The 1,429-nt window shown below is 61.2% G+C and carries 3 protein-coding genes; all 3 read right to left on the bottom strand.

The window, feature by feature from the left end; all coding sequences use genetic code 11:
• Positions 1–210: 210 nt before the first annotated feature.
• A complete protein-coding gene (locus tag M0638_RS27475) occupies positions 211–438 on the bottom strand; it encodes a hypothetical protein (RefSeq protein WP_248670145.1) in 228 nt (75 codons plus the stop codon).
• Positions 439–560: 122 nt separating this feature from the next.
• Positions 561–749: a hypothetical protein gene (locus tag M0638_RS27470; RefSeq protein WP_248670144.1), complete on the bottom strand. Its 189-nt coding sequence runs from the start codon at positions 747–749 to the stop codon at positions 561–563.
• A gap of 22 nt (positions 750–771) precedes the next feature.
• A complete protein-coding gene (locus M0638_RS27465) occupies positions 772–1,137 on the bottom strand; it encodes an FG-GAP repeat domain-containing protein (RefSeq protein ID WP_248670143.1) in 366 nt (121 codons plus the stop codon).
• Positions 1,138–1,429 lie beyond the last annotated feature (292 nt).

Raw genomic sequence — 1,429 nt, 5'->3', positions numbered from 1 at the left:
GGGTTGGAATACACCATGACTGGGGCGCCGGCGTGATCTCCATCCTCGGCAACGGCGAGGGGCCGGGCGTGCGGCTGCGGAAGCAGGCCGAGTGATCAACCGCGCCTCCCCGCCTGGCTCACCGATTGCGGATACCTACCCACCCCTACCGTCCAGCACGGCCGACTTTTCAGCCATTACAGATCGGTGGGGTTAAGCGGCGCGTTTAAATCAGAGCAGATCCCAGTTCGCATCCAGCGCGGCGACCACCACTGTGCATACCGTATTGACCGTTTGGGATGGTGCTGCGGTCATATCCCAGACTACGATACCGCCGTTGTCATGCTGCCAAAGCACGTCGTCGTCACCATCGCCGTTATAATCGCCGATGCCTTCCACGGCCCAGCCGGGGTATATGAAAGCGGTATAGCCGCCACCGCTTACGTGTGTGCCCTTCATTTCCCAGACCTCGGAAAGGCTGCTGCCCCTGCTGTAGGGAAGCTGAAGGAGTATATCGACGTTGGACCCGTGGTTTATACCACTGGCAAAATGGGCGAGGCCCGTGACGGTCCAACCAGAGGTCAGATAACTGATCGGCCCCCACCGATGACGTTGGCGCCGTCCATTTCCCAAAGCGCGAGGAGGCCGTCAGCCTTCTGCAGCAGGATGTCGGAATGGCCATCACCATTGAAATCGGCCACCCCCTTGATCGACCAGTCCGGCGATAGTTGAGCGATCACGCCACCACCGACGATCTGCGCGCCGCTCATCTGCCATTCCGCAATGGTTCCGTCAGCACCGCGCCCAAAGAACGTCCGCATAGCCGTCACCATTGAAGTCGCCGGTGCCGGCAACGCTCCAGTCCGACCCGACATAACCAACGAGGCCGCCACCGACGACCTGGTTGTTGTGCATCGCCCACAGCACGACGGCACCATCGGTGTTTTGCCAGAGCATGTCCAACGTACCGCTGTGGTCGAAATCTCCCACCGCCCGCAGTGTCCAACTCGCATCGGCGACGCCAACCACCGTGCCACTCGCCACGGCCGGCAAGCCCGATGCGGTGGAGGTCATCGAAAAAACCACGACAGTGCCATCTGCTTGCCGGGCAAGAATGTCGGACCAGCCAGCGCCATTGAAGTCGTATTTGGCGGCCAAGGAGTTGGTCCTTTATCAGCTTACGCTAGGGGACAATTTAGCCCGAAGATCCGCATGGTAGCGAGTCTTACTCAATGCCACGTACGGGCTCGGTGCGATGCCTGCCGCATGTCTGCCTTCCACTACCGCCGAAGGCCAGCAGTTTCCGATCGCGTAGCAAAGGATGGGCTGAAAGAGAAGAACGGAAGCCGTGATCGCGCGTGTCCGCGCCATCCACGCCCGGGTGCACGTGACGGAGGCGACCAGCTTCCTCGACGCCTGGATCCGCTACGCCGAGCCGAGCATGGCCGCT

This window comes from Roseomonas acroporae (assembly GCF_023223525.1).
Taxonomy (GTDB): Bacteria; Pseudomonadota; Alphaproteobacteria; order Acetobacterales; family Acetobacteraceae; genus Roseomonas_E; species Roseomonas_E acroporae.
Note: the sequence above shows the minus strand (reverse complement) of the source record. Positions and strands in the feature narration are given on the sequence as shown.